Genomic DNA, 23,916 nt, shown 5'->3' on the forward strand with positions numbered 1-23,916 from the left:
CAGCTTAGCCGGATACTGACACTCCCTTGCAGGGCAGCACTGGCATGCTGGACGGCCCCTTCCCCGCGGAGTCCTGCATGTCCCTGGCCGAACACCGAAGTGCGCTGGCACCGCTGGGCTTTCTGCGCGTGGCCATCAACCTGGGCAATCCAGTCCTGGCGCAGGGCGATGCGCGTTCACCCCGCGGGCCGTCACTGGAACTGGCCACCGCACTGGCGCAACGCATCGGCGTGCAGGCACGTTTCCGCTGTCACGACGCCGCAGCCTCGGTGGTCGCTGCAGCCAACGAGGATGGCTGGGACCTGGCCTTCCTGGCCATCGATCCGGCGCGCGCCGACCGCATTGCCTTCAGCGCGCCCTACGTCGAGATCGAAGGTACCTACCTGGTGCGCGAGGACAGCCCTGCACGGCAGGTTGACGACCTTGACCACGAGGGCCTGCGCATCGCGGTCGGGCGCGGGGCGGCCTACGACCTGTTCCTCAGCCGCGAACTGCGCCACGCCACGATCGAGCGGGCCGAGACGTCGGCAGCGGCGATCCGCCTGTTCGCGCAGCAGCGCCTGGATGCCGCCGCCGGCGTGCGCCAGCCGCTTGCCGCCTGGGCGCAGGCACACCCGGGCCATCGCGTCCTGGCCGACCGCTTCACCGCGATCCAGCAGGCCGTGGCGGCGCCGGCTTCGCGCCCGGCCGAAGCGTTGCAGGCCCTGTTCGACGAGGTGGAGGCGATCAAGGCCGGCCCGTTGCTGGAAGCCGCGTTCGGCCGTGCCGGGCAAGCGGTGACGCTGGTCCGATGACGGTAGCGTCGAGCCATGCTCGACGTTACAAGCGCGCGTTTTCCATGTGCCGCACGTGCTCGTCGGCCTGTGCGTGCAGCCAGTCGCGGAAGGCAAGGAAGCCGCGATGACGGGCAGACCGCTGCGGATAGACCAGCCAATGGGGCCAAGCCGTTTTCAGGCGCTGGCTGGACAGTGCCACCAGTTGGCCGGAGTCCAGCAGCAGGCGCGCGCGCGTCACCCGCCCCAGCGCCACGCCCACCCCGTCCAGTGCCGCGCGATGGTGCGCCTCCGAATCATCCAGCACCGCCACGAAGCGCGACGGAGGGCGCTGACCGCTCAGTGCAAACCATGCGCCCCACGCACCATCGGGATCGCCCAGCAGCGGCCATTGGTTCAGCGGCACCCGGTCGGTCCCTCCCATGCGTTCGATCAGCGCCGGGCTGGCCATCGGCAGCAGCCACTCATCGAACAGCGGTTCCACCACCAGGCCCGGCCATTGCCCGCTGCCCAGCCGCAGGGCCGCGTCGAACTGGCGCTGCCGCTCGAAATCGACCAGGCGTTCACTGGACTGCAGATTGATCTCGATCTGGGGGTGTGCTGCCACGAAGTGTCCCAGGCGCGGCACCAGCCACGCCGAGGCCATCGAGGGCACCGCACTGATCGTCAGCACGTGTTCGGCGCGCGCGGCATAGGGCTGGAAGGCTTCGTTGATCGCATCCAGATGCGGGCCCACCTGTTCCAGCAGGCGCTGGCCCTCCAGGGTGAGGGTGACGCCACGCGGCTGGCGGACCAGCAGCGGGTGCCCCAGGCGCTCTTCCAGCTGGCGCATCTGGTGGCTGAGGGCGCTGACGGTCAGGTTCATCGCCGCCGCCGCGCGCGACAGGTTGCCCAACCGTGCGGCGGCCACGAAGCCCTGCAGGGCGTGAAGCGGGGGACGGGACATCCGGCTTGAATTTCTCTCAAGGCTAGCTTGCGGAAATGTCGCTTTTTCGGCCCCCATGCTGCCCGTATCGTGCAGTCCACTCAAGTGGAGGCACGCTCATGAACATCTTCGGCAGCCTGTTGTTCCTGCACGGCCATGTGACCAACGCTGAACTGGCGCGGCAGCTGGCCAGCCCGTCTCCGGCCCCGCCGCGGCATGCACCGCAGCCGTCCGTGCCGGCGCCACGCCCGCGCTCCCGCTGAGGCCGTTCGCTCAGCGGGCATACCAGCGCTGAACGTGTTCGGGCAGCCACGGCATCGGATCGATGTCCAGCGCCCGCACTCCGTCCAGCGTGTCGCGCAGGGCGCGCTCGCCCGGCCCACCGGGCATGCGCAGGCCTTCGTCTTCCGGCAGCTGCACCGCCGCCCAGTCGTGCAGCCGGTCCAGGCGCAGTTCCCATGCGGCCCGCAACCATGCCCGCAGCGGGTAGCAGCGGTAGCCCTGGTCGTTCAACGCCTCGACGGCGATCAACAGTGCCTGGTTGGCACCGCGCACCCACTCTGTGTGCCCGCCGGCCTTGTCGTGCACCGTCATCGGCGCCGGCGCGCGGTGTGCCTTCAGCGGCGTGCGCAACCGGAGCTCCAGATCGCGGGCCTCGCGCTCGTTCTCGGCCTCCACCAACAGGCCCGCATCGAGATCGAAGAACTCGAACCAGCGCCGGTGCAGTGCAGTGATGCGCCCCAGCGGATCACGGGAGAAGCCGATCTTCGCGTAGTCCTCCCATGCGCAGGGGAAGACATAGGCAAAGACCCGGCCATCGGTACGGATATCCGCGTGCATGTGCGCAGGCTGCCTGTGCTGCAGCCCGGACGCAACCGGGCGTTACCGTGGGCGCGGCAGGCCTTCCTGCACCGCGGCCGTCAGGTCCGCAACGGCCGCAGGCCGCGCTTCGATGGTGCAGCTTCATGCAGCCGCAGCGGACTATCCTTGCCGATCGCCCCTGTCATCGGCCATTGCCATGCCGTCTCCTGCGCCTGCACACCTGCCGGTCTCATCGATCACGCTCGAAGCCGGCTCCTTGGCGGTGATCCACCAGCACCATGCCGACACCGCGCGCCAGCCGGCATCGCTGACCAAGCTGATGACGGCCTACGCCACCTATGCGTGCGTTGAAGGGCGCGGACGCTGCTGGGACGACGCCGTCACCATCGCCGCCGAGGATGTGCATGCCGTAGCCGATGATGAAACACGCATGGGCCTGGTCCCAGGCGAAACGATCACGCTGGCGCGCCTGCTGGAAGGGCTGATGGTCGTCTCCGGCAATGATGCCGCGCTGGCGATCGCGCGCCACCTGGACGGATCGCAGGCCGCATTCCTGCAGCGCATGAACCACCACGCGCACCAGCTCGGCCTGCGCAGCACCTGGTTCGCCAGCGTCTCTGGCATCACCACGCCGCATCACGCCTCCAGCGCGCGCGACATGGCGGTGCTGGCCGCCTGCCTGCTGAACGATCATCCGCAGATACTGGCGATCACCGCGCAGCGCGCGTTCGCGCATCGCAGCGTCAACCGCAGCAACCAGAACGCCCTGCTTGGCGAGGACGGCGTGGATGGACTGAAGACCGGCTATACCCGGGCCGCAGGCTTCTGCCTGGCGGCGACCGCCTGCCGGCCAGTACCTGGGCGGGAGCAGCCAGTGCGCCTGGTCACCGTGGTGCTGGGCTCCGGAAGCCGCGACGCGCGCGACGCGCTGGTGCGCGACCGCCTGGCCGCAGGATTCGCTGCACTGGCCACCGCCTGAGCGGCGGTGCGCCTCAGCGCCGCTTGACCGTGGCCACGATCAGCCGCTGCAGCTCGGCTTCGGCGTTGGCCTTGTCCAGCGCGCCTGCCATCACGCCCTCCGACAGGGTCTCGGCGGCGCCGAGGATGGCCCAGCGCCCCGCCAGCGGCACGGTGCCGTCGGCGGCGAACGGCCCCAGCCAGACCTGGCAGTTGTCGATGAAGTCCTGCTGGTAGCGCCGACGTACCTCATGGAGTTCCGGCGCGCCCACCAGCGCAGCGAGGATGCCCTGCACTTCACTGCCCTGGCTGAGGACGCAGTCGATGTAGCCGGAGGCGATGGCCGCCGCACGATCGGCCAGTTGTGCCCTGGCACGGCCGATACGCTCGTGGAAGACCACGGTCTGCCGCCCGTCATAGTCATCGTAGAGCGCCGCCAGCAGTCCGTTGCGGGTCACGAAGTGATCGTAGGCCACCGGCTTGGTCACACCGGCCGCCTCAGCCAGCCGCCCCAGCGTCAATGCGTCGGTGCCTTCTTCGCCGATCAGCGCCCAGGCCACGTCCAGCAACTGGCGGGCGCGTTGCTCGCGGGTCAATCGGCGGCGCGTGGGGGCGGCGTGGGCGGGCATCGGCGGAACATGGCGATCAGTGCGTCGGAGCGCCGATTTTACGGCCGATCGCCAACGCGGTCTGCAGATGCGCGTCAGCCGCACCGGTATCGGCGTCCAGCAGCAGATCGGACGACAGCACCGGCGCACCGCAGTAATCGAAGATGCCCCTGTCGATCTGGGTCTTCATCGCCGCAGCGTAGCCACGGCGTTCGACCATCTCCGCGCCGGCGCCGCCGAGGGCCACCAGGTGCACGCGCAGCCGCTGCAGCTTCTTCTGCACTTTGCCGTCGGCGCCATCCTGGTAGGCCCAGCCCTGGGTGAAGACGCGGTCGATCCATCCCTTCAGCACTGCCGGCAACGACCACCAGTACAGCGGATAGACCAGCACCAGCGCATCACTGGCATCCAGCCGAGCGTGCTCGGCCGCGACATCGGCAGGCACCGCGCCGGTGCCGCGGAACAATGCCTGGTCGTGGCGGTTGAAGCGCGGATCGAAGCCTTCGGCGATCAGGTCGGCGTAGGCCACGGTGTTACGGCTGTCGGCGCCGCAGATGGCGTCGCCGATGCGATGCGCGATCGCGTGGGTGAGTGAACCGGGTTCCGGGTGGGCAATGACAATCAGGCTGTGCATGAGGTGCTCCGCAATCAATACCTACCAATAGTAGGTAGAGGATCGCGGGATACCAGCGTCATGCGTGGGATGCTGTTTTCGTGTCCGCCGTATAGTGCGTCGGTTGCCCGAAGGAGGTTGGAGGATGCACGCACGCCTGTCTGCGCTGTTGCTGGCCCTGCTGTGGGCCGTGCCCGCATGGCCGGCCCTGGCCGGTGAACTGGGCCCGGCCGAATCGGCCGCCCTGCGCCAGGATGCGCAGGCGATGATGGCGGCATTCGCGCGCGGCGACACCGACCTCATCATCGCGCGCACCCATCCGAGCCTGAAGCAGCTGGCCGGAGGCGACGAGGCCTATGCACAGATGGCCCGCGACACGGTCAAGGCGCTGCGCAGGGCCGGGGTCAGCGTCATCAGCGATGAAGCCGGCGTACCGGGCCGCACCTACGCGGCCGGCGACGAAGAAGTCTGCTTCGTGCCGCGCCAGTCACTGCTGCGCGTCCGCGAAGCACCGATGCGCAGCACCTCGTTCCTGGTCGCCGTGCGCCGCACCGGTACAACGCAATGGCGCTACCTGGACGGCGCGGCGATGCTGGACAACCCGGCACTGCTGCGGCAGCTGCTGCCGGCGCTGGAGCCGGGCGTGCCGCTGCCCAGCGGTGGGATGGAAGCGCTGTAGCCGCAGGCGCGCGTCCCTTCACGCACGGGGTGGCTCCATTGCAGGCCTGGGCCTGCGTCAGCGGAACAGCGTGTTCAACGCCGCGCCCGAAGCCGCCTGCTGCAGGCCATCGAAGCGGCCGTCCTGCATGATCGGCTCGACGGCCTGCATCAGCCCACCCCATGCCGCGCGCGCCAGCGCACCGCCCAGGCTGATCCGGCGCACGCCGAGGTCGGCCATCTCCTGCAGGCGCAGCGGTGTCGGTCCCCCCACCAGCAGGTTCACCGGCGTCGAGCCCGCAGCGGCGACCACGGCACGGATCTGCTCGCGCGTGCTGATACCCGGGGCGTACAGCACATCGGCGCCGGCCTCGGCATAGGCGCGCAGGCGCCGCAGGGTGTCCTCCAGGTCGGGCACGCCAACGAAGAAATTCTCGGCGCGCCCGACCAGCAGCACGTCGGCCCCGGCACGGTCGATGGCCGCACGGGCGGCGCGCAGTCGCTCCACTGCCTGGTCGATCGGACGCAGCGGTGCATCGGCCACGCCGCTGGCATCCTCGATCGACAGCGCCGCGATACCGGTGTCGATGGCCGCCGCCACCGCCTCTTCCACTGCCTGCGGCGTTGCGCCGAAACCATCGCCGAAGTCGGCATTCAACGGCAGCGACGTCGCCGCCGCCATCAGGCGCAGATGGGCCAGCGTGGCCTGCAGCGAAACCGCGCCATCCGGCCGCCCTTCGCTCCAGGCACAGCCGGCGCTGGTGGTCGCCAGCGCCTGGAAGCCTTGCCGCTGCAGGTAGCGGGCGCTGCCCACGTCCCACGGATTGGGCAGCACGAAACAACCGCGCGCATGCAGCTGGCGGAAACTTGCGCGCTTGCGCTGGGTGTCGGCATCGAGCGGGGTCATGGCGGGCTCCTGGGCAGGCAGTCCTGCACCCTAGCCCGCCCCGCGGCGGCACTCAATCACGGCGTGGGCCAAGCTGCATGAGGTGATGCCGCCTGCTTATTGGACGCCGCCGGGTGCACTGCCCGAGCGTGCTTGCCTGCCCTACAGTGCCCCACGGAGCCCCGATGCACCCGGACCCGCAGCCCCTGATCGACGCCAGCGACGATGACGCCCGCTGGGCCGACCTGCTTTCGCCCGCGCGCCGTCGCCTGATCGCGTCGGCCGGGCTGGCCGCTGGCGGCCTGGCCAGCGCGTCGGCCGCCAGCGCGGCCCCGCGCAGTGACAGCGCCGCGAACACCACCGAACCGGGGCGCCCCGGATTCCGCGCCATCGTCCCGCCGCCGGCGAAGGGCCGCAGTCCCTGGGGGCTGGCCACGGCCAGCGAACCGACCCCGCGCCCGCCCAGCGTGCGCCCTGGCGAGGCCACGCTGCCCACGGCCCCGCGCGCCTACACCGACATCAAGAGCTACCACGCGCATATCTACTTCGACGAAGACAGCTTCGAGAAGGCCGCACTGCTGCGGCGCTGGGCCGCCGAACGCTTCCCGGTGGAACTGGGCAACTGGAACCTGGAGCCGCGCGGCCCGCACGTCACCCCGTCGTTCTATTTCGGCTTCACCAACGACCTGCTGCCGGTGCTGGTGCCGTGGCTGCAGCTCAACAGCCTGGGCCTGACCATCCTGATCCACCCCAACACCGGCGATGGCCGCGCCGATCATCTGTACTACGCGTTGTGGGTGAACCGCGCGCAGCCGGTGAATGCCTACAACTGGCCGGTACCCAGACCCGGCGAACGCGAGCCGCTGGAGGAAGTCTTCCCGAACGTGGTGCCGACCGTGCCGCTGGAGACGTGAGCGCGCAGATGCACCGTGGCGGGTGCGCACCGGACCTTGGGCTGCCCCTCGGTGGGTGCGTAGCGTGCTGCGCACCGAACTTCCTTCATCCACGCATGGCGTGGATCTACTGATCGGTGGTCTCATCCACGCATGGCGTGGATCTACCGCATCGCGGCCCATGGCGACATCAGTCTTCTCCCCGCCTGCCGCCATCGTCGGCCTACGTGCATGCATCCGCCACCTGCCCGGCGTTCAGCGCGCCTTGATCCGGCGCTCGGCATACGGCCGCAAGCCCTTCGGCGAATTTCAAACGATCGATTGAAACGCTGCAAACTTCGCCGAACTGGACAGCATCCGCCGGTTCCGCCAGACTGCCGCCCTTTCCCGTCTACCGGATCCCATGGCGAAGCTGCTGGTCCTGCACGGCCCCAACCTCAACCTGCTCGGTACCCGCGAGCCGGAGGTCTACGGCCACACCACGCTGGCCGACATCGACCAGGCCCTGGCGACCCAGGCTGCCTCCGCCGGGCACGCGGTGGAAAGCCTGCAGTCCAACGCCGAGCATGTCCTGGTGGACCGCGTGCAGGCCGCGCGCAACGACGGAACCGCGTTCATCCTGATCAACCCCGCCGCCTTCACCCACACCTCGGTGGCCCTGCGCGATGCGCTGGCGGCGGTGGCGGTGCCGTTCATCGAGATCCACCTGTCCAACCCGCATGCCCGCGAACCGTTCCGCCAGCACAGCTACTTCAGTGACAAGGCGGTGGGCGTGGTATGCGGCTTCGGTGCCGACAGCTACCGCTACGCGATGGACGCGGCGTTGCTGCGCGTATCCGCCACCTGATTGTCGACCCGGGCGCCCTCGGCGCTCTCCTCACCTAGATAGAAACCAAAGAGGCCCTCATGGATCTGCGCAAAATCAAGAAGCTGATCGACCTGCTGGAAGAGTCGAACCTGGCTGAAATCGAAATCAAGGAAGGCGAAGAGTCGGTGCGCCTGTCGCGCGCCCCGGTGGCCGGCTATGCCGCCCCGGTCGCCGCGCCGGTGTATGCCGCTCCGGCCGCCCCGGCGCCGCAGGCGATGCCGATGCAGTCGCCGACCGAAGCCTCCACCGGCGGCAGCGCCAAGCCGGGCCCGGCACTGCCGGAAGGCCACGTGCTGCGCTCGCCGATGGTCGGCACCTTCTACGCCTCGTCCGCCCCGGACAAGCCGGCCTTCGTCACCGTGGGCCAGCAGGTCAAGGAAGGCGAAACCCTGGCCATCATCGAAGCGATGAAGATGTTCAACCCGATCGAAGCCGACACGTCCGGCACCATCGTTGCCATCCTCGGCGAGAACGGCCAGCCGGTGGAATTCGACCAGCCGCTGTTCGTGATCGGCTGAGGGGCGCGCCATGCTCGACAAAGTCGTCATCGCCAACCGAGGGGAGATCGCGCTGCGCATCCTGCGCGCGTGCCATACCCTCGGCATCCGCACGGTGGCCGTGCACTCCACGGTCGACCGCAACCTCAAGCACGTGGCCATGGCCGACGAGTCGGTCTGCATCGGCCCGGCGCCGTCGCCGCAGAGCTACCTCAACATCCCGGCCCTGATCGCGGCAGCGGAAGTCACCGATGCCCAGGCCATCCACCCGGGCTACGGCTTCCTGTCGGAGAACGCCGACTTCGCCGAACGCGTGGAAGAATCCGGCTTCATCTTCATCGGCCCCAAGGCCGACACCATCCGCATGATGGGTGACAAGGTCGAAGCCATCCGCGCGATGAAGGCCGCGGGCGTACCGTGCGTGCCCGGCTCGGGCGGCCCGCTCGGCGAGGACATCGTCGCCAACACCAAGATCGCCCGCGAGATCGGTTACCCGGTCATCATCAAGGCGGCCGGCGGTGGCGGTGGTCGCGGCATGCGCGTGGTGCACGCCGAAGCCTCGCTGAAGACCTCGATCGAAACCACCAAGAGCGAGGCCAAGGCCGCGTTCGGCAATGGCGAGGTCTACATGGAGAAGTTCCTGGAGAATCCGCGCCACGTGGAAATCCAGGTGCTGGCCGACGGACAGGGCAATGCCATCCACCTCGGTGAGCGCGACTGCTCGATGCAGCGCCGCCACCAGAAGGTGGTGGAAGAGGCACCGGCGCCGGGCATCACCGCCGAGCAGCGCGAGCAGATCGGCAAGGTCTGCGTGGAAGCCTGCATCCGCATCGGCTACCGCGGCGCGGGCACGTTCGAGTTCCTGTACGAGGACGGCCGCTTCTACTTCATCGAGATGAACACCCGCATCCAGGTGGAACATCCGGTCACCGAAATGGTCACCGGCATCGACCTGGTGGCCGAGCAGCTGAAGATCGCCGCCGGCCAGAAGCTGTCGATCAAGCAGAGCGACGTGGTGCTGACCGGCCATGCCATCGAGTGCCGCATCAACGCCGAAGATGCTGAAACCTTCGTACCGAGCCCGGGCACCATCACCGGCTTCCATCCGCCGGGCGGCCCCGGCGTGCGCGTGGACACCCACATCTACAGTGGCTACCGCGTGCCGTCGAACTACGACTCGATGATCGGCAAGCTGATCGTGCACGGCCCGGACCGCGAAACCGCCATCGCCCGCATGCGGGTGGCACTGAGCGAGATGGTGGTCGACGGCATCAAGACCAACATCGCGCTGCAGCAGCGGATCATGCGCGACAAGGGCTTCCAGGCCGGTGGCCAGAACATCCACTACCTGGAAAAGCGCCTGGCCGAGCGCAAGAACAAGCCGATCGCACTGACCTGATCGGCAGCAGGGACTGGACACGGAAAGGGCGGGGATATCCCCGCCCTTTTCTGTTGCTGTGGAGCCGATGCCGCAAAGCACGGCCGGGCAGGGGCTGGGCCCTGCAGCGGGCGCGTCAGCGCTTGTCGGCCACGTCGGCCGGAATCTGCGAATGGGCCAGCGGCCGCACGCCATTGGGCGAGGTCGGATCGACGATCACCATGGTTTCGGTGGAACCATCCGGCCACACCACCTGGAAGGTGCTGCCGGCCGGCAATGAAGCGAACGGCATGCCGCTCTGCGCGCGATAGACCGCAGCCACCTGGCTGGCGCCGGCGCGGCGCACGTCTTCCTGCGCCTTCACCGTGGTCAGCTCCACCTTCGACAGGTGCCGGTAGCGATCCTCGTAGGTATCGATCATCAGCAGGCCGACCGCACCGGCCGAGTACGCCACGAACAGCGCCACCCAGAACCAGAACTTGGCCCCATGCAGGAATCGACGGTAATTCATCGCCCGTCCCTCTTTCCAACCAGTCGCTTGATCCATTCCTTCATTTTCCCAGCACCTTGCCGCGATACCGCAGCGTCATACACGAAATCCCGGAAATCCTGCGCCCCATCCTGCGAACAGATCCCTCCGTTCGCGCAAAAACTGTTGACCAGCACGCTGTCGGCCCCACACGGCAGACCGAGTTCGCAGGCCGCAAGCCGCCATGCAAGCTCGCTGAGCTGCTCGCCCGCCACCAGGCCATCCAGCGCGCGGTCACCCGCCGCACGTACGCCCATGGCCGGCGCGATGGCCATGTAGGCCTCCGGATCGCGCGAGGTGCGCACGCGCTCGACCAGGTCACGGCGGTACTCGGCGCTGTCGTGCAACGGCTCGCCCTCGGCGAACAGCGACGCTTCCGCGGCCAGGTTGCCCTGCGCGGCCGCCTTGCGGCGCTCGGCCAGCACCAGTGCCGCGCCCAGCTTGTCGCCCGGGACGAAACCGCCGCACCGCTGCGCCACGCGCTCGCGCGCCTCGATCATCGCCGGCGCCGCCGTCAGCCCCAGCCCGCTCAGCACGTTGTTGTCCAGGCGGTAACCGCCCGGGTCGAGCGCGTACTGGGCGCAATAGTCATAGACGCGGCTGAGCATCCAGCGCGCTTCGTGGTTGCCGGTGTCGGCCTGCACGCGCAGGCGCTGCGCGTAGGCATACAGGTCGCTGGCGTCTTCGATGTCGGCGCGAAGGTCCAGCGGCAGGCCCGACGGCAGCATGTTGCCGCGCTCGAAGGCCGCCAGCCGCCGCGCCAGCGCCTCGGGGACCACCGGCAGCGATGCGGCGCTGTCAGCACTGGCCACTGCGGTCGGCAGCTCCGGCGATGGCGATGCCACCGCCGCCGCATGGCCGCTGGCCCGGTACCCGGCCACGCCCAGCACGGCCACCGCCGGCAGCACGAGCAACCAGGTTTTCAGGGTCGGAGCCAGGGCCATCGGCGAGGTGAGCGTTCACGGCACGCAGCAAAGCGCCGAGTTTAGCAAGGCCCGGCAGGGCTGTCTGAACTGCCCCCGTTCATATCGAGGCGGCATCTCAGGCAATACGGAGACGCCCCGATGGTCTAGCATGGCCCCCTTTCCCGCGACTGTCCCCACCGCCATGCCGTTCCTGGAACTGACCCTGCGCTGCACCGAAGCCACCCAGCCCCGCTATGAGAATGCGCTGGAGGACGTCGGCGCCCTGGCCGTGACCCTGCTCGATGCCGAAGCCGACACCAGTAACGAACAGGCCATCCTCGAACCCGGCGTGGGTGAAACGCCGCTGTGGGACACCCTGGTGCTGAGCGCACTGTTCCCCGCCGACAGCAATGCGCTGTTGCTGCTGGCCGCCCTGGAATCGTTCGATCCGGAACTGGACTGGAGCAACGGCAGCTTCCGTGCCGTCGAGGATGAGGACTGGGAACGGGCCTGGCTTGACCAGTTCCAGCCGATGGATTTCGGCAGCCGGACCTGGATCGTGCCGTGGAACCATGAACTGCCGGACGCCGCGCAGGCCGCCGATGCTGCCGTGGTGCGGCTGGACCCGGGCCTGGCCTTCGGCTCGGGCACCCATCCGACCACCGCCCTGTGCCTGCGCTGGCTGGACCAGCTGGCCGTCGATGGCCTGCTGCAGGGACAGCGCGTGCTCGACTTCGGCTGTGGCTCGGGCATCCTCGCGCTGGCCGCGTTGAAGCTGGGTGCCGCCGAAGCGATCGGCGTGGACAACGACCCGCAGGCGCTGGTCGCCACCGCCGACAATGCCGAGCGCAACGGCGAGCAGGCCCGCATGCACGTGTACCTGCCGCAGGACGAACCGGTCGCCACCTACCCCATCGTGGTTGCCAACATCCTCGCCTCGGCACTGGACGCGCTGGCCGAGCTGCTGGCCGCGCGCGTTGCCGTCGGGGGCCGCATCGCCCTGTCGGGCATCCTGCAGAGCCAGGAAGGCGAACTGCTGCAGCGCTATGCCACATGGTTCGACGACCTGCAGGCCACCCAGGATGGCGACTGGATGCGTATCACCGGCGTGCGCCGGGCCTGATCATGATTGAATGACCGCTGGATCCGAGCCCGCACCCTGAGCATGTCCGAGCCGACCCCGCCGCGCCGTCCCCTGGCCACCTTCCTGCGCCCCGCGCCGGAAGGCGAGGCCGCACCTGAGACCGACGCGCGCACGCCCGAACCGGCAATGCATGACGTTGCGGCGCCGCCCCGCGACCCGGTCGATGCGCCCGTGCCGCCCAGGGCAGAGACACAACCGTTCGACGACGCCGTCATCGCCGACGAGGCGGTCGTGGTCGAACCCGTGGTGGCGGCCCCGGTGCCGCAGGCGGTGGCCAGCGATGCGCCAAGCTTCCTGGGCACGTCACGCCCCCGCGTACTCCCGGTGCCGCGCTGGCACTGGGGGCTGGTCGCCGCGCTGGCACTGCTGCTGATCCTGCAGAGCGTGCTGGCCGATCGTGACCGGCTGGCCGCCGACGCCGGCAACCGCGCCTGGCTCGGCGCACTGTGCGGCGTGCTGCGCTGCAGCCTGCCGGTGTGGCACGAGCCGACCGCGTTCACCATGACCAGCCGCGAGATCCGCCCCCTGCCCGGGCAGGCCGGTGTGCTGCAGGTGCAGGCCAGCATCCGCAACGATGCGCGCTGGGCACAGGCCTGGCCGGACCTGCGCCTGTCACTGTCCGATGCCGATGGCCGGGTGATCGGCAGCGGCGTGTTCACGCCCGCGCAGTACCTCGGCGAAAGCCCGGGCACGACCGTGCTGGAACCGGGCCAGAGCGCGCGCATCGCGTTCCGCGTGCAGGAGCCCGCCGCGTCCACCGTCGCATTCACCTTCGACTTCCTCTGACCAAGGTAGAGGCGACCAGCCGTGGCAGGTCGGGCACGCTCGCGCTAGACTGGCCGCCACCACCTCGTCCGGCCGCGCGCTCCGCGCGCACGGGCCAACCAGATCGGGAACCCCCTTGAACGCTGTCCTCTCTCGTCCTGACAACAGTCGTGGCGCTCCCCGGCCACCGCTGCGTGAACACGTCGCCCAGTCCGTACGCCGCTACCTGCGTGACCTCGATGGCTGCGACGCGGACGATGTCTACGAGATCGTGCTGCGCGAGATGGAAATCCCGCTGTTCGTGGAAGTGCTCAACCACTGCGAAGGCAACCAGAGCCGCGCCGCAGCGATGCTGGGCATCCACCGCGCGACCCTGCGCAAGAAGCTGAAGGAATACGGCATCAGCGCGTAAGCGCGCGGGTGGGCCGTGCCGGCCGCTGGTCGGCAACCCAATGAACGATGGCAGGTTGATGTTGCTGTTGCCGGCCAGCGGCCGGCACTACCGGTGCATCCACGCCATGCGTGGATGCATCCCCGGCGGATCCCCGGCCCGTCCAGTAGATCCACGCCATGCGTGGATGAAGCCCGGCGACGTCAGCCGCCGCCGCCCGCCTTCCAGTAATACCGCACCACGTGGAAGAACACCGGCGCGGCGAAGCACACCGAATCCAGCCGGTCGAGCATGCCGCCATGGCCCTCGATCATGTGCCCCCAGTCCTTGATGCCGCGATCGCGCTTGATCGCCGACATCACCAGGCCGCCCCAGAACCCCATCAGGTTGATCAGCAGCGACAGGCCGAACGCCTGCAGCGGGGTGAACGGGGTGATCCACCACAACGCCGCGCCCAGCGCGCTGGCGCTCAGCACGCCGCCCACGAAGCCTTCCACCGTCTTCGACGGCGACAGCTTCGGTGCGATCAGGTGCCGGCCCAGCAGCTTGCCCCAGATGTACTGCAGCACGTCCGAAGACTGCACCACGATCACCAGGAAGGCGAACAGCAGCACGTTGCGCGACGGGTCATGGCCGGGCACGTGCAGGTTCAGCAGCAGCGGCACATGCGAGATGCAGAACACGCAGATCATCAGCCCCCACTGCACCTTCGCCGTGCGCTCCAGATAGTGCGTGGTATCGCCGCCGATGGTCGACAGGATCGGCAGGAACAGGAACGCATAGACCGGAATCAGCAGCGTGTACATGCCATACCAGTCGATCCACACCAGGTAGTACTGCCACGGCAGCACGATGTAGAACGCGGCCAGCAGCGCGTAGTAGTCACCCGAGCGCGTCGGCGCCAGGGTGATGAATTCGCGCAGCGCGAACAGCGAAATGACCGCGAACAGTACGATCACCCCGGCACGACCGAAGAACAGCGCCAACCCGACCACGAGCGCCATCACCCACCAGGCACGGATGCGCGAGACCAGGTTGGCGATCACTGCACTGGGCCGCCCACGCTGGCGCCAGCGCAGGGTTTCGGCGACCAGCGTGGCCAGCACCAGCACCGCACCTACGCCGGCAAACAGCAGGCCGGTCTGCTGGCCGACACTCTGCGTTGCCAGATCGCCAGATACATCCAGCACGAAACTCATGCACGACCTCCATTCGGCGCCAGGTCCAGCAGCGCCTGCCTGCTGCGGGCCAGGAATGCGGCCTTGTCCTCGTCGGCCTGCAGCCGCAGCGGCGTGCCGAAGGTGGCCGTGCACAGCAGCGGCAGCGGCAGGAACCGGCCCTTGGGCATCACCCGCTTCAGGTTGTCGATCCACACCGGCACGAACTCCAGCTCCGGCCGTTGCCGCGCCAGGTGGTAGATGCCGCTCTTGAACGGCAGCAGCGGCTCATCGCCCACGTTGCGGGTGCCTTCCGGAAACAAGATCAGCGAGCAGTCTTCGTCCACCGCGTCACGCAGCGCCTGGAGCGGATCCTGCTGGCGATGGCCGGCCTCGCGCTCGACCAGCACGCCGTGGAACACCGCATCGATCAGGTAGCGGCGCAGGCCGTCGCGCTGCCAGTACTCGGCAGCAGCCACCGGGCGCACCTGGCGCCGCAACGCCGGTGGCATCGACGACCAGATCAGCACGAAATCACCATGGCTGGCGTGGTTGCCGTAGTACACGCGGCGCTCGCTGGACGGCGCACAGCCGATCCACAGGGCGCGTGCCCCGGTCACTACATGGATCGCGCCACTGCAGGCGCGTGCAATCAGTTCGGCGAACATCGGCCCCTCCGGTTCACGTCTGCGGCCACAACACGGCAATTAGCAGCAGTGCAAACTGCACGGCCGTCAGCAGGTACTGCCGCAACAGCAGGCGGCGCATGCCGGCCCAGCGCAGGTCCCACCCGCGCAGCGGCGCGTCGGGCGGTGCGCGGCGCAGGCCACTGTCGTGCAGCAGCTGGTCGGTACGGCGCGCAGCGGCTTCGCCGTCCAGGCCTTCATCGCGCAGCAGTTGTAGCAGGCCGGCGTCCAGCCCGACCCGCCATGCGTGGTAAGCCTGTGCGATGCCCGCGGCAATGCTGAGCAGCAACAGGCCGGCGGCGATCATCGCCAGCCCGGGTTCGACGCCCAGCAGCAGCAACGCTGCCAGCAGCAGCCCCAGCGACAGCGATGCCGGCCACCGTCCCTGGCGCAGCAACAACTGCATGGTCGCCAGATCGGGCACCGGGCTCATGCGCCGGCCCCCGCCGCAGCAGCAATGGCGCGCAGATGTGCCGGGCCCAGCACGATGCCGGGGCGTGCAGCGCGCACGATCGCCACCGCCCCTTCGGCATCGGCGGCACGCCCACTGCGGAGCAGCCAGGCGGCAACTCCGGCGGCACTGCGTGAGTAACCCAATGCGCAGCACACCAGCAGCGGCCCCTGTACCCGCAGTCGCTCAATGGCCTCGGCCGCCTCGCGCAACTGGTGCGGCGTGGGCACCACCAGGTCCAGCATCGGCACGCTGGCATACGCCGCGCCCGGCGCGCGGCAGGACAGCTCGGCACAGGCATCGACCACGCCCATCAGCGGTGCTGGCAACGCCGCGCAGGGAATGCGCCCCAGCCACACGCCGTCCGTCACCGGCACCGGCTGCGGCGCACGCCGCGTCCACAGCCGCGAATTGATCCAGGCCGCGCCCAGGTACGGCGCCAGCAGCCAGCGTGCCGCCATGCTCAGGCGGCCATCGGCGCGCTTCTGGAACACCGCCGTACCGAGCCCGGCATAGGCCAGCGCCACCAGCAGCAGCGACACCACCGGCCACAGCAGCCACAACGCCATGCCGCGCAGCAGGACCACAGGCACCAGCAGCACGGCGGCGCCCAGCAGGTACAGCACCGCCCATCGCCAGCGTCTGCCATCCCGCACGGTGCGCCAGGCGCGCAACGGTGGCGTGCCCTGCTCCGGCCACAGCCACACGCACAGCCAGCCGGCCAGCAGGCCGGTCGGGATATCGATGAAATGATGCTGGAACGTGGTCAGCACCGAAACGCCGATCAGCAGCGCCCACACGTGCAGAACCCAGCGCCACACGCCGTGCAGGTACTGCGCGAACTTCACCCACAGCACGATCAACAGCACGATGTGCAGCGACGGTGCCTGGTTGAACGGCTTGTCGAAGCCCAGCAGCACATCGAACAGCCAGCCGAACATACCGCCGATCTCCGGTCGTTCGAAGCTGAAGCGCAGCGGCCACAGCAGGAAGCAGCTCACGGCGATCAGCTGCGCACTGAACAGCCGCAACGCGTGCCGGTCCAGCTCCAGGCGCTGCCGGCACAGGAAGAACGAGATCGCGTAGAACAGGTCGATCGACCAGTACGGCACGATCGTCCACGGTACGAACGGAATGTGGGTTTCCCAGGCGAACGCCATGACCGGCAGCGTGGCGTGGCGGCCGGCCATCCAGTTGGCGAAGCCATAGCTGGCGAAGAAGAACGGACCCAGCAGCGCCAGCCACAACAGGGCGCGTCGCCAGGGGCGCCCCTCTGCGGCCAGTGGGGATGCGGCGAGCGTCGCCATCACGCGGTCCGGCGCGCCAGCGACACGGTGAAGATGCCGAAGTCGTCGATACGCTGCGCCACCTTCTCGAACCCGGCCAGGCGCACCAGCTCGTCCATCTCCTGCTGGGTACGGCGGCGCATCACCCAGGCCGCGCCACCGCGGTGGCTGGTCAACGCACGGGCGATGAATTCCAGCTGCGGGTGCCAGGGCTGGCCGGTATAGGCCAGGTAGCCGCCCACCGGAACGGTCGCGGCGATGCCCATCAGCGAGCGCAGCACAGCGTCGTTGTCGGGGAACAGTTCGTACAGGCCCGAGACCACCGCCAGCGTCGGCGCCGGATCGACCCTCGCCAGCTGTGCCGGATCGAACGCATCGCCCTGCTCGAAGCGTGCGATATCAGCCGCGCCCAGGCGCTCGATCAACGCCTGGCCCTGGGCCACGTTCAGATCGCTGAAGTCGCGCAGCACGATGCGGTCGGCGCGCTGCTCGCCCTGGCCCAGCGCTTCGAGCACATAGCGGCCATGGCCGGCGGCGACGTCCAGCACGCGCACCGGCGTGCCTTGCCCGCGCAGGCGCTGTGCAGCGTCGCGCAGCAGTTCCTGCAGGTGCTGGCCACGCACGCGAATGCCCCGCCAGCCGATCGCGTCCAGGTAGTTGCGGTCGATCATCCGCCCCAACGGGCCCTTGCCGCGTGCTTCGTCGCGGTAGATGTAATCCAGCGTGCTGCCCGAATCGAAACCGGTCTGCAGGCCCAGCGCGATGCCTTCGGACAACCGGCCACCGAAGCGCAGGCCACCGCGCACTACGCGCCAGCGCAGGTCGGCCAGGCTGTTGCGCTCCGGCGGCCAGGCCAGGATCTCGGACTCTTCGAAGGTCGGCCCGTGGCGGTGCGCATCGCGCCGTGACAGCTCGCGCAACGGTTCGGCGAAACGCGCCTGGATGAAGCTGCGGATGCGCGCCAGTGCCGGTGCGCGATCGCGTTCACCCAGCGTGTCGTGGAAGAAGCCCGGCAGGTGCACGCGCTCCTTGATCGGGCTGGACAGGCGCTCGTAGAAGCGGTCCTGCGGGCCGCGATGCACCACGAAGTCGGAACCGGACACCAGCAGCTGCACCGGCACGCTGATGGCCTGCGCATCGGCGACGATGCGGTCAGCCGCTTCGTACAGGCCCAGCAGCACGCGCACCGAGATCGGCCGGGTGATCAGCGGGTCGGTGCGATAGCTTTCCACCCGCGCCGGATCATGGGTCAGCCACTGCGGCTTGACGTAGCTGTTGACGAAGAAGTTGCCGCGCAGCTTCTGCATCAAGGCCAGGCCCGGGCGCGCGAACGGTACGTACAGCTTCACCTTGAACGCCGGCGAGGCCATCACCAGCGCGCGCAGGCGTGGGGCGTAGTCGTGCACCCAGGTCGCGGCGACCACCGCGCCCACGCTCTGCGCGATCACCACGATGTCTTCCACCGCGATACCGTGCTCGGCGCCGATGTGCGCGATGAAGCTGTCCAGGTCGCGCACCAGCGCCGGGAAGCCCGGTGCATCGCCACGCGCGCCCGGCGAGCGGCCATTGCCGCGTGCATCCCAGGCGAAGAAGGCGGTGTCGGGCAGGTCCAGCTCATCGACCAGGTGGGTGACCCGCCCGGAGTGCTCATGGCCGCGGTGCAGCAGCACGATGGCCCGGGTGGCCGGCGTTGCGGTGGAGCCCGCCCAGTACCGGTAGAACAGCGGTACCTGGTCGAAGCTGTGGAATTCCCGTTCCTGCGCCTGACGCATGCAATCTCCTGATTGTCTTTTTGTATCTGCTTGATTAATTCGGCGAAACCGCCGCTTCCCGCAGTCCGCGACGGACGCGGTTGATCATCGTCAGCACGCACAGCACCGCCAGGGCCGCGGCCACGCCGGTGACCGTCGTCGCGCCAACCCACTCGAACGCCAGCAGCAGGCCCAGCACACCGATCACGAAGGCGCGGTCGCTCTTGCCCATCGGGCCGTCATAGCGACGGCTGGCACCGACCATCAGCCCCAGCACACCGGCGTACTCGCTCAGCGCCGCCGCCCAGGCCAGCAGCCACAGCGCCTCGGTGCGCACGCCCGGCACGCTGAGCAGGCTCAGGTACAGCGCCGCGTCGGCAATCACATCGCACAGCTCGTTCAGATAGGCGCCCAGCCGCGACTGCTGGCCGAACTCGCGGGCCAGCATGCCGTCCACGGCGTTGAGCGCCATGCGCAGCAGCATCCACAGCGGCAGCAGCAGGTACAGCAGGGGCTGGGCCGGCGCGCAGCACCATACGGCGGCGGCCACCAGCAGCGAGACCACGGCGGCGGCCACGGTCACCGCGTTGGCGGTGATCCCCATGCGGTACAGGCCGCGTACGGCCGGACGCAACAGGTCCTGAAAACGTCCTTTCAATGCATAGATCGACACGATCCGAACCCGCTGATCCTTGGCAGTTCCGGCACAGCCTACCCGATTGGGGCAGCGCGCCCCATCGAATTGCTTGCGGACCGCCCCCCGGCCATGCGGTGCTGAAGCGGCCAGAGGGCCATCGGTGCAGGTCGATTTTCCCCATCAGCGCCCGCCACCGGCCCCCACCGCCTACAATATCGGCCCCGCTCCGCTGCCGATTCTGTCCCATGACTGCTGATCTGTTGCCCGTCCGCCGGGCCCTCCTCTCCGTTTCCGACAAGACCGGTCTGGTCGAGCTGGCCACCGCGCTGGCCGCACGCGGCGTGGAGCTGCTGTCCACCGGCGGCACCGCCAAGGCGATCCGCGATGCGGGCCTGGCCGTGAAGGACGTGGCCGAAGTCACCGGCTTCCCGGAAATGATGGACGGCCGGGTCAAGACCCTGCACCCGATGGTGCACGGCGGCCTGCTGGGCCGTTCGGGCCTGGATGACGCGGTGATGGCCGAACACGGCATCGGCGCCATCGACCTGCTGGTGCTGAACCTGTACCCGTTCGAATCGGTCACCGCCAAGGCCGACTGCACCCTGGCCGACGCAGTCGAGAACATCGACATCGGCGGCCCGGCGATGCTGCGCTCGGCGGCCAAGAACTTCGCCCGCGTGGCAGTGGCCACCGACCCGTCGCAGTACGCCGAGCTGCTGGCCTCGCTGGAGGCCAACAACGGCCAGCTGACGGCCGCCACCCGCTTCGCATTCTCGGTGGCCGCGTTCAACCGCGTCGCCCAGTACGATGCCGCGATCAGCAACTACCTGTCGGCAGTCACCGCCACCGACGCGGCCGTGCCGGCCCGTGCCGAGTACCCGGCGCAGATGAATTCCACCTTCGTGAAGGTGATGGACCTGCGCTACGGCGAGAACCCGCACCAGAGCGGCGCGTTCTACCGCGACCTGTACCCGGTGCCGGGCACGCTGGCCACCTTCCAGCAGCTGCAGGGCAAGGAGCTGAGCTACAACAACCTGGCCGATGCCGATGCGGCGTGGGAATGCGTGCGCCAGTTCGATGCGCCGGCCTGCGTCATCGTCAAGCACGCCAACCCGTGCGGCGTGGCCGTCGGTGCCGGCAACGGCGATGCCTACGAGCTGGCCTACGCGACCGACCCGACCAGCGCGTTCGGCGGCATCATCGCCTTCAACAAGCCGCTGGACGCGGCCACCGCCAAGGTGATCCTCGACCGCCAGTTCGTCGAAGTGCTGATCGCCCCGGACTACGAGCCGGCCGCGCTGGAATACGCGCAGAAGAAGGCCAACGTGCGCGTGCTGCGCATCCCGCACGGCGACGGCCTGAACAACTTCGACAGCAAGCGCGTCGGCTCGGGCCTGCTGCTGCAGTCGTCGGACAACCGCGGCATGACCCGCGACGAACTGAAGGTGGTCAGCAAGCTGGCGCCGACCGACAGGCAGTTCACCGACCTGCTGTTCGCCTGGAAGGTGGCCAAGTTCGTCAAGTCCAACGCGATCGTCTATGCCAAGGACAACCGCACCATCGGTGTCGGCGCCGGCCAGATGAGCCGCGTGTACTCGGCCCGCATCGCCGGCATCAAGGCCGCCGATGCGAACCTGGTGGTCGAGGGCTCGGTGATGGCTTCCGATGCGTTCTTCCCGTTCCGCGACGGCATCGATGCCGCCGCTGCCGCCGGCATCAAGGCGGTCATCCAGCCGGGCGGTTCGATGCGCGATGCCGAAGTGATCGCCGCCGCCGACGAACATGGCCTGGCCATGGTGTTCACCGGCGTGCGCCACTTCCGCCACTGATCCGCATCACGAAGCCGGGCTCTGCCCGGCTTTTCTCTTCCGTACCCGAGAACCCTGTCCCATGAAGATCCTCGTCATCGGCTCTGGCGGCCGCGAACACGCCCTGGCATGGAAGCTGGCCCAGTCCTCCCGTGTCACTGAAGTGATCGTGGCGCCCGGCAATGCCGGCACCGCCAGCGAAGGCAAGTGCCGCAACGTGGCGGTCAAGGTCACCGATATCGACGGCCTGCTGGCGCTGGCCCAGGCTGAAGGCGTGGCACTGACTGTGGTCGGCCCTGAAGTACCGCTGGTGGCCGGCGTGGTCGACCGCTTCCGCGCCGCCGGCCTGCGCATCTTCGGGCCGACCGCCGCCGCCGCGCAGCTGGAAGGCAGCAAGGCCTACGCCAAGGACTTCCTGGCACGCCACAACATCCCCACCGCGTTCTATGCCGTGCACACCGACGTGGACGCCGCGCTGACGTATGTACGCGAGAAGGGCGCACCGATCGTGGTCAAGGCCGATGGCCTGGCCGCTGGCAAGGGCGTGATCGTCGCGATGAGCCTGACCGAAGCCGAAGATGCAGTGCGTGACATGCTCTCCGGCAACGCGTTCGGCGATGCCGGCGCCCGCGTGGTCATCGAGGAATTCCTCGACGGCGAGGAAGCCAGCTTCATTTCGATGGTGGACGGCGTGCATGCATTGCCGATGGCCACCTCGCAGGACCACAAGCGCGTCGGCGACGGCGACACCGGCCCGAATACCGGCGGCATGGGCGCCTACTCGCCAGCCCCGGTGGTGACGCCGGAGGTGCATGCACGCGTGATGCGCGAGGTGGTGAATCCCACCGTGCAGGGCATGATCGCCGACGGGATTCCCTTCACCGGCTTCCTCTATGCCGGCCTGATGATCGACGCCAGCGGCGCACCGAAGGTGATCGAATTCAACGTGCGCTTCGGCGACCCGGAAACCCAGCCGGTGATGCTGCGCCTGCAGTCGGACCTGGTCGCACTGGTGGAAGCCGCCATCGATGGCCGGCTGGACCAGGTCGAAGCGCAGTGGGATGCGCGCCCGTCGCTGGGCGTGGTGCTGGCGGCCAGGCCGTACCCCGAAGCGCCGATCACCGGTGAGGTGATTTCCGGCCTGGACGACGTGCCGGCCAGTGCCAAGGTGTTCCATGCCGGTACGGCATTGGATGCGCAGGGCCAGGTGGTCAGTGCCGGCGGCCGCGTGCTGTGCGTGGCCGCACTGGGCGACAGCGTGCGCGACGCGCAGGCCAATGCCTATGCCGGCGTGGCCAAGGTGAGCTGGGCCAACGAGTTCCACCGCAACGACATTGGCTGGCGCGCGATCGCACGCGAAGAGTGACGACCGCGCCGCAGCCACGCAGGGCGTGGCTCTACTGACATTGGTAGATCCACGGCATGCATGGATGAGAACGCCACCGAAAAGAAAAGGCCCGGCAATGCCGGGCCTTTTCATTGCTTCAACGCCTCCCCGCCTTACGCGGTGAACAGCGCCTTCATCTTCTTCAGCGCGTTCGCTTCAACCTGGCGGATGCGCTCGGCCGACACGCCGTACTCGTCGGCCAGCTCCTGCAGCGTCACCTTGCTGTCGGCATCCAGCCAGCGGCGGCGGATGATGTCACGCGAACGTGCATCCAGTTCCGCCAGGCCTTCGCGCAGCAGCTGCATCTGGTTGTCTTCGCTGTCCTCGCGCTCGTAGGCCATCGACGGGTCTTCGTCATCGGCGACCAGGAACGCAGCCGGCGACGGCGGTGCGTGTTCGTTGTCCTCGTCGGTCGGCGCATCGAAACCGATATCGCGGCCGGACAGGCGCGACTCCATTTCCATGACCTCGCGCTCGGACACGTTCAGGTCCTTGGCCACCGCGCTCACTTCCGCTGCGTTCATCCAGCCCAGGCGCGTCTTCGACTTGCGCAGGTTGAAGAACAGCTTGCGCTGCGCCTTGGTGGTGGCGACCTTCACGATGCGCCAGTTCTTCAGGATGAACTCGTGCATCTCGGCACGGATCCAGTGCACCGCGAAGGAAACCAGGCGCACGCCCATGTCCGGGTCGAAGCGCTTGACCGCCTTCATCAGGCCGATGTTGCCTTCCTGGATCAGGTCGCCAAGGGCGAGGCCGTAGCCGTTGTAGCCGCGGGCCACGTGCACCACGAAGCGCAGGTGCGAATGCACCAGCTCGCGGGCGGCGTCCAGATCGTTGCCATCGCGGAAGCGACGGGCCAGGTCCTGTTCGTCATCGACCGACAGCACCGGGATCTGGTGCACGGCACCGATGTAGGCGTCCAGCGAACCGAGCGCACTGGGAATCGGGAGATTGTTTGCCACAAGGGCAGTAGAGGTGTTCTGGCTCATAGGCACCCATCTTAGCAGTCCGGGATTTGGACTGCTAAAGGAGGAAAAAGTTCCAGCATCCTATTGATGCAACACTGGTCCCAAACAGAGCCCTACCGTAGCGCGATTTGATGACAGTGGCGAGCACGCTTTTCGGGATTCACAATCCCTTGG

28 protein-coding genes are annotated in these 23,916 nt (G+C 68.5%); 14 read left to right on the plus strand and 14 right to left on the minus strand.

Annotated features, from left to right (window positions below; all coding sequences use genetic code 11):
• Positions 1 to 77: 77 nt before the first annotated feature.
• Positions 78 to 794, plus strand: a complete 717-nt coding sequence (locus NSQ78_RS19465; protein WP_064239700.1) for a transporter substrate-binding domain-containing protein — start codon at positions 78 to 80, stop codon at positions 792 to 794.
• 25 nt (positions 795 to 819) lie between these two features.
• Here the strand turns inward: NSQ78_RS19465 and NSQ78_RS19470 are convergent, their stop codons facing one another.
• Entirely contained in the window at positions 820 to 1,719 is a 900-nt protein-coding gene (locus NSQ78_RS19470) for a LysR substrate-binding domain-containing protein (RefSeq protein ID WP_049470912.1), read from the minus strand.
• A 98-nt stretch (positions 1,720 to 1,817) separates the two neighbouring features.
• Here NSQ78_RS19470 and NSQ78_RS19475 point away from each other — a divergent pair, with 98 nt between their 5' ends.
• On the plus strand, positions 1,818 to 1,961 hold the full coding sequence (locus tag NSQ78_RS19475; RefSeq protein WP_176422033.1) for a hypothetical protein: 144 nt from the start codon (positions 1,818 to 1,820) through the stop codon (positions 1,959 to 1,961).
• Between the two features lie 10 nt (positions 1,962 to 1,971).
• Here the strand turns inward: NSQ78_RS19475 and NSQ78_RS19480 are convergent, their stop codons facing one another.
• Positions 1,972 to 2,538 carry a GIY-YIG nuclease family protein gene (locus NSQ78_RS19480; RefSeq protein ID WP_053461537.1) on the minus strand — a complete coding sequence of 189 codons (567 nt, stop codon included), beginning with the start codon at positions 2,536 to 2,538 and terminating at the stop codon, positions 1,972 to 1,974.
• A 178-nt stretch (positions 2,539 to 2,716) separates the two neighbouring features.
• Here NSQ78_RS19480 and NSQ78_RS19485 point away from each other — a divergent pair, with 178 nt between their 5' ends.
• Positions 2,717 to 3,499: a D-alanyl-D-alanine carboxypeptidase family protein gene (locus NSQ78_RS19485; RefSeq protein ID WP_057495257.1), complete on the plus strand. Its 783-nt coding sequence runs from the start codon at positions 2,717 to 2,719 to the stop codon at positions 3,497 to 3,499.
• A 13-nt stretch (positions 3,500 to 3,512) separates the two neighbouring features.
• On the opposite strand, the gene NSQ78_RS19490 is transcribed toward NSQ78_RS19485, so the two are convergent.
• Complete coding sequence (locus tag NSQ78_RS19490; RefSeq protein ID WP_049470907.1) at positions 3,513 to 4,106, minus strand: TetR/AcrR family transcriptional regulator; 594 nt, start codon at positions 4,104 to 4,106, stop codon at positions 3,513 to 3,515.
• Positions 4,107 to 4,122: 16 nt separating this feature from the next.
• A complete protein-coding gene (locus NSQ78_RS19495; RefSeq protein WP_057494889.1) occupies positions 4,123 to 4,719 on the minus strand; it encodes an NAD(P)H-dependent oxidoreductase in 597 nt (198 codons plus the stop codon).
• 124 nt (positions 4,720 to 4,843) lie between these two features.
• Between NSQ78_RS19495 and NSQ78_RS19500 the strand changes: the two genes are divergently transcribed.
• Positions 4,844 to 5,377 (plus strand): hypothetical protein, encoded by a 534-nt coding sequence (locus NSQ78_RS19500; protein WP_053461541.1) that lies wholly within the window; start codon positions 4,844 to 4,846, stop codon positions 5,375 to 5,377.
• Between the two features lie 57 nt (positions 5,378 to 5,434).
• Here the strand turns inward: NSQ78_RS19500 and NSQ78_RS19505 are convergent, their stop codons facing one another.
• The gene (locus NSQ78_RS19505) at positions 5,435 to 6,262 is read right to left on the minus strand and encodes an isocitrate lyase/phosphoenolpyruvate mutase family protein (RefSeq protein WP_064239369.1); all 828 of its coding nucleotides are present in this window, start codon (positions 6,260 to 6,262) and stop codon (positions 5,435 to 5,437) included.
• Between the two features lie 164 nt (positions 6,263 to 6,426).
• Here NSQ78_RS19505 and NSQ78_RS19510 point away from each other — a divergent pair, with 164 nt between their 5' ends.
• The 5 genes from NSQ78_RS19510 to accC all read left to right on the plus strand — a co-directional run bounded on the left by NSQ78_RS19510 (position 6,427) and on the right by accC (position 9,898).
• A complete protein-coding gene (locus NSQ78_RS19510) occupies positions 6,427 to 7,155 on the plus strand; it encodes a DOPA 4,5-dioxygenase family protein (RefSeq protein ID WP_064239370.1) in 729 nt (242 codons plus the stop codon).
• 64 nt (positions 7,156 to 7,219) lie between these two features.
• Positions 7,220 to 7,459, plus strand: coding sequence for a hypothetical protein (locus NSQ78_RS19515; RefSeq protein WP_149901755.1), 240 nt, complete (start codon positions 7,220 to 7,222; stop codon positions 7,457 to 7,459).
• Between the two features lie 78 nt (positions 7,460 to 7,537).
• Positions 7,538 to 7,981, plus strand: a complete 444-nt coding sequence (gene aroQ / locus NSQ78_RS19520; RefSeq protein ID WP_053461544.1) for a type II 3-dehydroquinate dehydratase — start codon at positions 7,538 to 7,540, stop codon at positions 7,979 to 7,981.
• A 59-nt stretch (positions 7,982 to 8,040) separates the two neighbouring features.
• The gene (accB, locus tag NSQ78_RS19525; RefSeq protein ID WP_005419696.1) at positions 8,041 to 8,520 is read left to right on the plus strand and encodes an acetyl-CoA carboxylase biotin carboxyl carrier protein; all 480 of its coding nucleotides are present in this window, start codon (positions 8,041 to 8,043) and stop codon (positions 8,518 to 8,520) included.
• 10 nt (positions 8,521 to 8,530) lie between these two features.
• A complete protein-coding gene (gene accC / locus NSQ78_RS19530; protein ID WP_014648613.1) occupies positions 8,531 to 9,898 on the plus strand; it encodes an acetyl-CoA carboxylase biotin carboxylase subunit in 1,368 nt (455 codons plus the stop codon).
• A gap of 115 nt (positions 9,899 to 10,013) precedes the next feature.
• On the opposite strand, the gene NSQ78_RS19535 is transcribed toward accC, so the two are convergent.
• Both NSQ78_RS19535 and NSQ78_RS19540 read right to left on the minus strand, forming a co-directional pair.
• Positions 10,014 to 10,388, minus strand: a complete 375-nt coding sequence (locus NSQ78_RS19535; RefSeq protein ID WP_032959077.1) for a hypothetical protein — start codon at positions 10,386 to 10,388, stop codon at positions 10,014 to 10,016.
• A complete protein-coding gene (locus NSQ78_RS19540; protein WP_064239371.1) occupies positions 10,385 to 11,350 on the minus strand; it encodes a hypothetical protein in 966 nt (321 codons plus the stop codon). Before NSQ78_RS19540 ends, NSQ78_RS19535 begins: the two co-directional genes overlap by 4 nt.
• Before the next feature lie 163 nt (positions 11,351 to 11,513).
• Between NSQ78_RS19540 and prmA the strand changes: the two genes are divergently transcribed.
• From prmA to fis, 3 genes are all read left to right on the plus strand, one after another.
• Positions 11,514 to 12,434: a 50S ribosomal protein L11 methyltransferase gene (gene prmA, locus NSQ78_RS19545; RefSeq protein WP_064239372.1), complete on the plus strand. Its 921-nt coding sequence runs from the start codon at positions 11,514 to 11,516 to the stop codon at positions 12,432 to 12,434.
• A 42-nt stretch (positions 12,435 to 12,476) separates the two neighbouring features.
• Positions 12,477 to 13,241, plus strand: a complete 765-nt coding sequence (locus NSQ78_RS19550) for a DUF3426 domain-containing protein (protein WP_064239373.1) — start codon at positions 12,477 to 12,479, stop codon at positions 13,239 to 13,241.
• Between the two features lie 115 nt (positions 13,242 to 13,356).
• A complete protein-coding gene (fis, locus tag NSQ78_RS19555; RefSeq protein WP_005419706.1) occupies positions 13,357 to 13,632 on the plus strand; it encodes a DNA-binding transcriptional regulator Fis in 276 nt (91 codons plus the stop codon).
• Between the two features lie 182 nt (positions 13,633 to 13,814).
• Here the strand turns inward: fis and NSQ78_RS19560 are convergent, their stop codons facing one another.
• Genes NSQ78_RS19560 through NSQ78_RS19585 form a run of 6 tightly spaced genes read right to left on the minus strand, consistent with a single transcriptional unit; the run spans position 13,815 to position 19,615 of the window.
• Positions 13,815 to 14,810: a phosphatidate cytidylyltransferase gene (locus NSQ78_RS19560; RefSeq protein WP_053461548.1), complete on the minus strand. Its 996-nt coding sequence runs from the start codon at positions 14,808 to 14,810 to the stop codon at positions 13,815 to 13,817.
• Positions 14,807 to 15,436 carry a lysophospholipid acyltransferase family protein gene (locus tag NSQ78_RS19565; protein WP_064239374.1) on the minus strand — a complete coding sequence of 210 codons (630 nt, stop codon included), beginning with the start codon at positions 15,434 to 15,436 and terminating at the stop codon, positions 14,807 to 14,809. The genes NSQ78_RS19560 and NSQ78_RS19565 overlap by 4 nt, the downstream gene beginning before the upstream one ends.
• Positions 15,437 to 15,449: 13 nt before the next feature.
• On the minus strand, positions 15,450 to 15,887 hold the full coding sequence (locus tag NSQ78_RS19570; protein WP_064239375.1) for a hypothetical protein: 438 nt from the start codon (positions 15,885 to 15,887) through the stop codon (positions 15,450 to 15,452).
• A complete protein-coding gene (locus NSQ78_RS19575) occupies positions 15,884 to 17,188 on the minus strand; it encodes a phosphatase PAP2/dual specificity phosphatase family protein (RefSeq protein ID WP_188238315.1) in 1,305 nt (434 codons plus the stop codon). Before NSQ78_RS19575 ends, NSQ78_RS19570 begins: the two co-directional genes overlap by 4 nt.
• 23 nt (positions 17,189 to 17,211) lie before the next feature.
• Positions 17,212 to 18,963 (minus strand): bifunctional alpha/beta hydrolase/class I SAM-dependent methyltransferase, encoded by a 1,752-nt coding sequence (locus NSQ78_RS19580; RefSeq protein ID WP_053461551.1) that lies wholly within the window; start codon positions 18,961 to 18,963, stop codon positions 17,212 to 17,214.
• Between the two features lie 34 nt (positions 18,964 to 18,997).
• Positions 18,998 to 19,615 (minus strand): CDP-alcohol phosphatidyltransferase family protein, encoded by a 618-nt coding sequence (locus NSQ78_RS19585; RefSeq protein WP_057495067.1) that lies wholly within the window; start codon positions 19,613 to 19,615, stop codon positions 18,998 to 19,000.
• 209 nt (positions 19,616 to 19,824) lie between these two features.
• On the opposite strand from NSQ78_RS19585, the gene purH reads away from it, so the two are divergent.
• The gene (gene purH, locus NSQ78_RS19590) at positions 19,825 to 21,408 is read left to right on the plus strand and encodes a bifunctional phosphoribosylaminoimidazolecarboxamide formyltransferase/IMP cyclohydrolase (protein ID WP_057495068.1); all 1,584 of its coding nucleotides are present in this window, start codon (positions 19,825 to 19,827) and stop codon (positions 21,406 to 21,408) included.
• A gap of 61 nt (positions 21,409 to 21,469) precedes the next feature.
• Positions 21,470 to 22,753 (plus strand): phosphoribosylamine--glycine ligase, encoded by a 1,284-nt coding sequence (gene purD, locus NSQ78_RS19595; RefSeq protein ID WP_064239377.1) that lies wholly within the window; start codon positions 21,470 to 21,472, stop codon positions 22,751 to 22,753.
• Positions 22,754 to 22,887: 134 nt separating this feature from the next.
• On the opposite strand, the gene rpoH is transcribed toward purD, so the two are convergent.
• Positions 22,888 to 23,763, minus strand: a complete 876-nt coding sequence (gene rpoH, locus NSQ78_RS19600; RefSeq protein WP_005411269.1) for an RNA polymerase sigma factor RpoH — start codon at positions 23,761 to 23,763, stop codon at positions 22,888 to 22,890.
• Between the last annotated feature and the right edge of the window lie 153 nt (positions 23,764 to 23,916).

It is taken from the genome of Stenotrophomonas sp. FSL W7-1447, from assembly GCF_037966425.1.
GTDB classification, from domain to species: Bacteria; Pseudomonadota; Gammaproteobacteria; order Xanthomonadales; family Xanthomonadaceae; genus Stenotrophomonas; species Stenotrophomonas pavanii.